Annotated in this window: 11 protein-coding genes and 1 pseudogene; 2 read left to right on the top strand and 10 right to left on the bottom strand. The window is 40.2% G+C overall.

Annotated elements, in window-relative coordinates:
- The 4 genes and pseudogenes from T433_RS16875 to T433_RS16580 all read right to left on the bottom strand — a co-directional run.
- A pseudogene (locus T433_RS16875) lies at positions 1-164 on the bottom strand (type II toxin-antitoxin system HipA family toxin); the annotation flags it as partial.
- Positions 157-480 carry a HipA N-terminal domain-containing protein gene (locus tag T433_RS0112525; RefSeq protein ID WP_027456041.1) on the bottom strand — a complete coding sequence of 108 codons (324 nt, stop codon included), beginning with the start codon at positions 478-480 and terminating at the stop codon, positions 157-159. The gene T433_RS0112525 and the pseudogene T433_RS16875, both read right to left, overlap by 8 nt.
- Positions 481-483: 3 nt before the next feature.
- A complete protein-coding gene (locus T433_RS0112520; protein WP_027450957.1) occupies positions 484-678 on the bottom strand; it encodes a type II toxin-antitoxin system Y4mF family antitoxin in 195 nt (64 codons plus the stop codon).
- A 136-nt stretch (positions 679-814) separates the two neighbouring features.
- On the bottom strand, positions 815-973 hold the full coding sequence (locus tag T433_RS16580; protein ID WP_155808511.1) for a hypothetical protein: 159 nt from the start codon (positions 971-973) through the stop codon (positions 815-817).
- Positions 974-1,278: 305 nt separating this feature from the next.
- Here T433_RS16580 and T433_RS16320 point away from each other — a divergent pair, with 305 nt between their 5' ends.
- Both T433_RS16320 and T433_RS0112510 read left to right on the top strand, forming a co-directional pair.
- Complete coding sequence (locus T433_RS16320) at positions 1,279-1,500, top strand: DUF2188 domain-containing protein (protein ID WP_081778495.1); 222 nt, start codon at positions 1,279-1,281, stop codon at positions 1,498-1,500.
- A 96-nt stretch (positions 1,501-1,596) separates the two neighbouring features.
- Complete coding sequence (locus T433_RS0112510) at positions 1,597-1,815, top strand: hypothetical protein (RefSeq protein WP_248616529.1); 219 nt, start codon at positions 1,597-1,599, stop codon at positions 1,813-1,815.
- A 90-nt stretch (positions 1,816-1,905) separates the two neighbouring features.
- Here T433_RS0112510 and T433_RS0112505 read toward each other — a convergent pair whose 3' ends face one another.
- The 6 genes from T433_RS0112505 to T433_RS0112480 all read right to left on the bottom strand — a co-directional run bounded on the left by T433_RS0112505 (position 1,906) and on the right by T433_RS0112480 (position 7,095).
- Complete coding sequence (locus tag T433_RS0112505) at positions 1,906-2,418, bottom strand: hypothetical protein (protein ID WP_155808512.1); 513 nt, start codon at positions 2,416-2,418, stop codon at positions 1,906-1,908.
- Positions 2,419-2,491: 73 nt separating this feature from the next.
- Positions 2,492-3,079 carry a hypothetical protein gene (locus tag T433_RS0112500; RefSeq protein WP_027456038.1) on the bottom strand — a complete coding sequence of 196 codons (588 nt, stop codon included), beginning with the start codon at positions 3,077-3,079 and terminating at the stop codon, positions 2,492-2,494.
- Entirely contained in the window at positions 3,076-3,849 is a 774-nt protein-coding gene (locus T433_RS0112495) for a hypothetical protein (RefSeq protein WP_027456037.1), read from the bottom strand. The genes T433_RS0112500 and T433_RS0112495 overlap by 4 nt, the downstream gene beginning before the upstream one ends.
- A 273-nt stretch (positions 3,850-4,122) precedes the next feature.
- Positions 4,123-4,353 carry a helicase associated domain-containing protein gene (locus T433_RS0112490; protein WP_027456036.1) on the bottom strand — a complete coding sequence of 77 codons (231 nt, stop codon included), beginning with the start codon at positions 4,351-4,353 and terminating at the stop codon, positions 4,123-4,125.
- Entirely contained in the window at positions 4,350-6,245 is a 1,896-nt protein-coding gene (locus T433_RS0112485; protein WP_027456035.1) for a hypothetical protein, read from the bottom strand. Before T433_RS0112485 ends, T433_RS0112490 begins: the two co-directional genes overlap by 4 nt.
- A 58-nt stretch (positions 6,246-6,303) precedes the next feature.
- Positions 6,304-7,095: a transposase gene (locus T433_RS0112480; protein WP_027456034.1), complete on the bottom strand. Its 792-nt coding sequence runs from the start codon at positions 7,093-7,095 to the stop codon at positions 6,304-6,306.
- Between the last annotated feature and the right edge of the window lie 129 nt (positions 7,096-7,224).

Genomic DNA, 7,224 nt, shown 5'->3' with positions numbered 1-7,224 from the left:
GATGCACTGGAGCGAATTACCCTCCTAGCCAATTCCGACATATTATCTCGCGTGTATGGCAGCACAGGAACCTTGTCGCTACCGAACATTTTTCGTGCACATTCTGGGTGAAAGTCTGTCAGTCCCTCTTCCAGTTCCTGATAACAATACAAACACTTACTCATCACTTAATGGTTTTACGCTGATGTTTCCAATGCAATCCTTACAACAAGCCATCAATAGCGACATCCTGTCACGCCGATCAATTTTCCATGATTCCGATGCAATATCCAGCAGCCATCCTTCAGGAATCAGTCCATCAAATACTGGCAACATCATCTCCTTGTCATACCGATGTTCCGTCAATGGCATTGTAGGACTCACTGCAACAGCATCCTTACGTGTAAGATAGTCCTCATCATAAGCAAAGTGGAATCCCTCTTCGTCTTCTCTCAGGATGCCACAGAAAACATCATTCACATAGATACCAGCCTGCTTCATACTTTATTTAGTCTTTACAGGTCCCAAACACTCTCCAAACAAAGCCAGCACATCGTTAACCTTGTCCATTCGTAATGTCTGCTTACCTTGTTCCAAGTCCCGGACGAACCTGAGCCCCACACCGGCCCTCTCAGCCATTTCCACCTGCGAGAGCCCGTTTTTCTTACGTTTTTCCTTTAAATATTCCGATAAAGCCATACTCTATTATACCTTTTCGGGTACAAAAATACATAATACCACATGAAATTATATCATATCGGGTATATTTTTAAGTATTTTTATCAAAATTATACCCGTAAAGGTATAATTTGCACCCTCTAACACAGTCACACCATCACAAATCCAGAAGTTTCTCGTTGTTATTGTCCAAATTGTCAAGAAACTCATTGAGCTTCTTAGTCACCTCACAGATCTGCTTGTACTGCTCATATATCTGCGTATGAATACCCTCCGACAACAGGCGAGGCATCAACAACGCAGCCTCATCCTTCATGATGATCGTTAGAGGGAAAGGTTTATCCGCGTGACGAGGAACTGAAGTGAACCCAGAAAGTTGGACACAACTGAAAGGTTCACTTCAAAACCTGTCCCCTGTCATACCTAACATACACTGTATCACAATCTGATTCGAATTCACCTCAGTTCGTTGAGTAACGCGCTGAGGTTTTTGTCTATGTCAAAATGACACTCACGCTACGATTTAAGAAATATTTACCTTTTTTGGCACACGATTTGCAATTCTTAAACTGTGCTAAGGTTTTTTAACCTTAATCCTGGCACAGGAAGGAGGTGTTTTGAGTGGGAAAGAACCAACACGTAGTCCCCGCCAATGGTAGATGGGGGATTAGAGGAGAGGGGAGCACAAGACTCACAGCTCTTTTTGACAGACAGTCTGACGCAATCAGCGCCGCCCGACAGATTTCCAAGAATCAGCAATCCGAACTATTCATTCATGGAACTGACGGTAGAATAAGAGAGCGCGACTCTCATGGGCACGACCCCTTCCCCCCGAGAGGCTAATAACCTCTAGCATTCTCTCCGCTTAGTGAAGAGCCCTATGCGGGACGGGCAGGTAACCGCAGAGTAACTAACCCTTTTAAAATCATTTTAAATCAAATGATGACAGCTTTAAATTTGCAAATGATAGCCAGTGCAGGAGGTACGGTTGAAGTTAATGCAGCAAACTACACCGCCCTTAATCTGCAAATGATAGCAAATGCAGGCAAGAATAAAGGAGCAGAACTAATTGTGAAGAACGCTAATAAGCTGACAGCTCTCAATTGCCAAATGATAGCATCTGCTAATCCTGGTCATGTGCACTTCGATTTCACCTAAGGTGATGTTGAGGTGTTGATATCTCGCCGTAGTGAGGTGGTTTTATTTTGTTTAAGCGGTGGTCTCAGATCCAGTGAGGCTACCGCTTCATTAATTTTGTGGTGACTTGTTCACATCAGTCCATTCACCTAACTCATCATTGGTTTTATTCATAAAGGCCTTCTTACATAGCTTTATCAACTCATTATTATAATGTCGCATCCGAGTCCTCACATAGCCTTTCTCCATCGGCTCCGCAAAAGTCAAATCAGCATGCATGGGTTTCGAAATGCATGAGTCCGTATAGTATCTCTTATCCGGGTCAACATAATCGTCTCCATCCATTGGTGTGTACTTTAGTTTAGCCGAGGTGCCATTTATTCTTTCTTCTCCCGTATCCTCATTCTTCACTTTTGATGCATCCGTTTGCGCCCAAGCATTAACCTGTTCTACATCGTTCTGGCTGAACTTTAACAAAGCGCCCAACTGATGTTTATCTTTATCCAATGCCTTTCCATAATTCACACAGAAATCCAGCGTAGTATATCTCAACCTTAACACTGAAGAACCGCAATCATACTCAAAAGGAAGAAAAGCATCCTGTCTGACAATACCACCTTTCATCTTTGATGGCATCACACACCTGATACATTCTTCATCAGGAGCTATCTCACGAGGAATCAGCACATGCCTATCCTTATGAAAGACAAGATTCCAAAGATGTCGGAACGGACACAAAATCAGTGCTAATACCCTCTGCGGCATAATTATTACCATCAATGAAGTCAGTAAAAAATCCCATTGTGCTGTCGCCAATCTCTACAGACACCAACCCTCTCTTAGTCTCAAAGTCAAGGATTAAAGAGCCATAAGAAGAAGGATAGATAGCATCAGTAGCCAGAAATTTTAGTGTTTCCCTATCGAGAGTCTCAATCAAATGGCGTGCATTCTTTATGGCCTCGCAATTTGGCTTTTCAGAACCATAGCCATCCCAATTGCCTCCCAACAGACTGATACTATCAATCTTTGCATAGAATGGTAAACGAACCATATCCACCACAGGGGCATTAATAGAAACCAAATCCTGAGGGATAATATCTACATTCTGATCATAGCGCCATTCAATTGCAGGCTTGGGCTTAGGTGCTGCGTATGCTTTCGGTGTCGACAATGAAAAGGTCAGCATAAAAGCGCCAAACACACCACACTTAGCAATGAAGTTTCCATTGCTTGGCTCACTGTAGCACTCATACTTATCTGGTCGTTCTGTCTCAACGAATTTCATATCTTCACCTCCTGTTCCATCAACTTGATGATTTCATCTGCAACACACCAGTGGAAAGCATTGAAAAGCTGATCGTTCAGACGAATAAGAAGTCTGTCTATTGCACCTTCTCCAATCTCCTTATGCTGAGCGAGTACAACAGACGAGTCCATCACCACATTATAACTTTTCTCCGACCCCTGCGATTTTGCTATACCAATCCTTATGGTAACTTTAAAATCGTCATTAGCGAACAATGCCCTTCTGAAATCCAAAATCCAAGGTGAATTATTGGGTATTTGAGCGACTGTCACCTCCGACATCAAATCTTGCTTATAGAGATAACGATAGACATCATTAGCATTCTGTTTTATCTCTTCATCAGAATCAGCCTGTATGGGGAAAATATTCAACTTTCGAACCTGAAGATTCTCCAAGTATCCAATCTCTCTGGCACCAAACATAAACACCTTCAGCGGGACTAGTTCGGGCATAATCGTCTCAACAAACGTATGGTACTTCTTACGACCCACCCTAAGATTTGCTTTATCGGGCCGGAAAGTAAAGGTCACTTCGTCTTCAGGAGATGAGAGTGACAACTCGTCTTTCTGTTTATACTGATCTACAGTTTTTTTAATATCAAAGAAGCGATCGACAAATTCTGGATAGAGTTTATCGAAATTCTCATTATACTCACCATTCCAATTGCTGGCAATCAAGCTGACAGCAGTATTTACAAGGAAAGTATTAGGATATTCCCTGTGCTCTATTGGTATGAACGGATAAGCCATAATGTATTGTTGAGTTGTTATTAATATGTCTCAGAATTCTTGTAATCTTGTGCAAATATAGTGCTATTTCTTCAAAAAAGGGTGCAAAGGTAGTGCCTTTTCCCCAAGTTTTCCACATAATTAGTCAAAACAATGCGATTTTTAAATATTTTTAAGAAATGATTCTGTAATTTCTGCATTACTTGATTATTTTTGAACCTGATTTTGATTAATTTTGAGCGAAGCGACCCAGTTATTGATACGTTTTATCCGTGAGATCCGTGTTCGTTCCCCTCACACATACTGATTCACATGCTTGTTTTCTTCAATCAACGCCAACAACTTTTTGAATGGTTCAATTCTCTCTTGTTTCATACTATTTGCATTCATCTGCTTTCTATTTGCCTTTAGCCAATTAAGCATATCATGCTCTTCTATCCTATGCCGCGATGGATTCCTATGGTTCGTTTCAATGAAAGTTTTCACCTCATTATACTTAGCCTGCCATAGTTCTTCTTGGGTCATACCTCAGAGTTCTGATGAGGAACGGCCTCAAGCTTATTTTTTACTACTTCCTCTACTTGTTTAGGCTTAATAAAAGACATCAACCCTAACCATATATATTTGTGATTTATGAAATTAACACCTAAACAAGTTAAAATCCAATACATAATTTGAATAGAAAAGTCTAAAAATGGTGGTTGTACAGTAGCACGTATGAACAACCAATATATTATAAAAAGACCTATCGCCCCAAAAACATAAAGGATAGCCCATATTTGCATTTCTTTTATCTTGTTTCTAGTCTTCTCCAACATCAAATCTTGAATAAGATTCTGATTCTGCCCGCGAAGATTTTCATTCTCTTCACTAATTTCCATATACGCGTCATCTGCATCCCTTATTTGATCAAGATAACCCACAAATTCCTCTGTTGGCATCATAATTAAACGCTCAGCCTCATTCTCTTGGATACATCCCTCAGACATACGGATGCAAAGTTTAGCAATAGCTTTCTGAGACACCTGATTAGTCACTTGAAGTTTAGCAACTCTATTTTGTATTTTTTCAACCACTTTAGATGATGGCATCTTTTCTGACCTGTATTTAAACACATTGGCCGAAAGACTTGAAATTGCCAACAAAGAGTCAACTTTCTCATTTGCCAGCGAAGGATTAGCAAACCACAACAACAATAGTAAATCAGGAGCAGATATAGAAATTCTCTGCCATACTGGCAAATGAAGCTCTTTTTTGTTTACAGAGAAAGAGTTATTAAGAAACCAGCAGTTAACATCATTAAACTCTGCAATTTGCCTACTCTTTCTTTTCTTCTCAACATACATCTGGGCTATAATATCATTCAATGCACTTTCCTTACTGCCTCTTATTTTAGAAAGATTCTTTAAATCTCTTGATTTTTCGGCAGAATCAATTATATCCCGAATACTCGCATCATAAACAATATTAACCCCTTTACGGCTTAAATCATCCAAAAGATTATCCTTGACTAACAACAATTCAGATTTAGGCATTTCCTCCCTGCTGCAAGCGGCCAAGATATCAGATTCATCCCATGATGAGATATAATCCTTGTTATCATAATCTTTTGCCTTATTAGATATGAGGATTTTAATCTGTTCAATTGTTCGTTGGAGGATTGAAAATCTGTACCCCATTGCTGTAGCCATTTCCAACAATTGGGAGCATGTTTCATAAGCTTCTCTAGTATTAAGTTTACAAAGACTTATATAGAAGTTAGTATCCCATAAAAGTTCTGTATCAACTACTTTCTCATTAATCTGGAACTTGTAATAAGATGAAATGACACCTCCGAGGTAAATACTACATATTATTTCATAGATATAATCTTTTCGTCTTATACATTCCATTATATATTTTGAAACATAATAATCCTGTTTTGCCACAACAGTATCATTACCCTCAAATACTCTATTCTTTTGGTCTTGTATAAAGTTTACAAGCTCTTGAAAATCAAAGTTTACATTTTGTCTTTTGCAGAATGTTCTATAATGTTTTTCTAATTTCGAGATTCTACTCTTCTGGTTGTCATATTCATTATCTAAGGAAACTGCGAAACCCTGCTTAATGATAAAAGAATGATCGCTATTAATTTTGAATAGTTGTTCAACATCATCTTCATATATTTTTCCCATTATAGCAGAAATCACCTCAATTGGCATATCCAAATCAAAGAACTTCTTAACACCAGCTCTTATCTCTGTATAATCTTTTCCCATTAGAAGTTTTAGTCCGTTTGCCCTAAGCATCCAATTAACAGTTTGCATAACAATAGGCACAAAAAGACCAATTAAGCTCTTTCCGTTATCATTTCGCTCATGATCCTTAATATAGGCCAAAAGCGAATAAGTAGCTAATAAGTTCTCAGATACCATAAACAACTATTTTAACAACCAATAATCTGTATAATCCGTGCGATCCGTGTTCGCTTCATCAAAGCCCCTGTATCACTCCGCGCCCGATACCCGTCAAGCGGGCCAACTGCCGGTGCGAAGCACCTATCTCTTTCAGATCTTTCAGCACAGCACGCCGGATGTCATCATTCAACCGTTGGAAAGCACTACTGTTGGTCACACCCGTCTTATCCTTGATATAAGCCCACACCTGATCGTCAGAAGGCCTGCTACGCGAAGGATCATCCATATCCAGGCAATTCACCTCATCAGACAACGGCTCGTTTACCATAGCCTCCAGGTCATCAAAAGGAACACGCCTTAGCACCGTTCCCGTGTCACACAACTGAAACACCGGTTCCACCGTGCCGTCATATTCTCCCCAGCTGCTATACTCATAATCCTTTACGAGCTCTACTATTCCTGCCTTCACAGGATTCTGGTGAATATATCTCAGAAGCGTCACAAAATAAGCCATGTCATTTACCGGCTCACTTCTGAAACGCTCCTTAAACAAATGACCGTCGCGCAGATATTTACGATTATAATAGTACACGTAGCTGCTCGCTATCCGCTTTACCGTTTCTCCTACCGACTCCTCTCGCTCACGTATCAGCAGGTGAAAATGATTATTCATCAAGCAGTAGGCATAGTATGTACAGTTGCTCCCGCAGGGGTTCCCGTCATCGTCATAACGTACCCGCATCCTGTCAAGCGTGTTGATAAACTGGTAGTTGTCCTCAGCGTCCTCGAATATGTTCTGGTGATTAATGCCACGCATCATCACATGAAATATCCCAGTACCCGATCCTTCTCTCGCCTTACGTGACATTTCTTATATCTTGATTAAGCTACTCTATTTAATGAAACTGAAACTTCTGAGGAATTAACTTTGATATGCCAATGACCTGTCCCTCTGCCACTGTACATCCAGCATTGGAACCGATGAATACTTCTTGAC

Origin of the sequence: Xylanibacter brevis ATCC 19188 (assembly GCF_000621725.1) — a bacterium.
In the GTDB taxonomy this organism is placed as follows: domain Bacteria; phylum Bacteroidota; class Bacteroidia; order Bacteroidales; family Bacteroidaceae; genus Prevotella; species Prevotella brevis.
The sequence above is the reverse complement of the archived record's forward strand: the minus strand, read 5'-3'. Positions and strand labels throughout refer to the sequence as shown.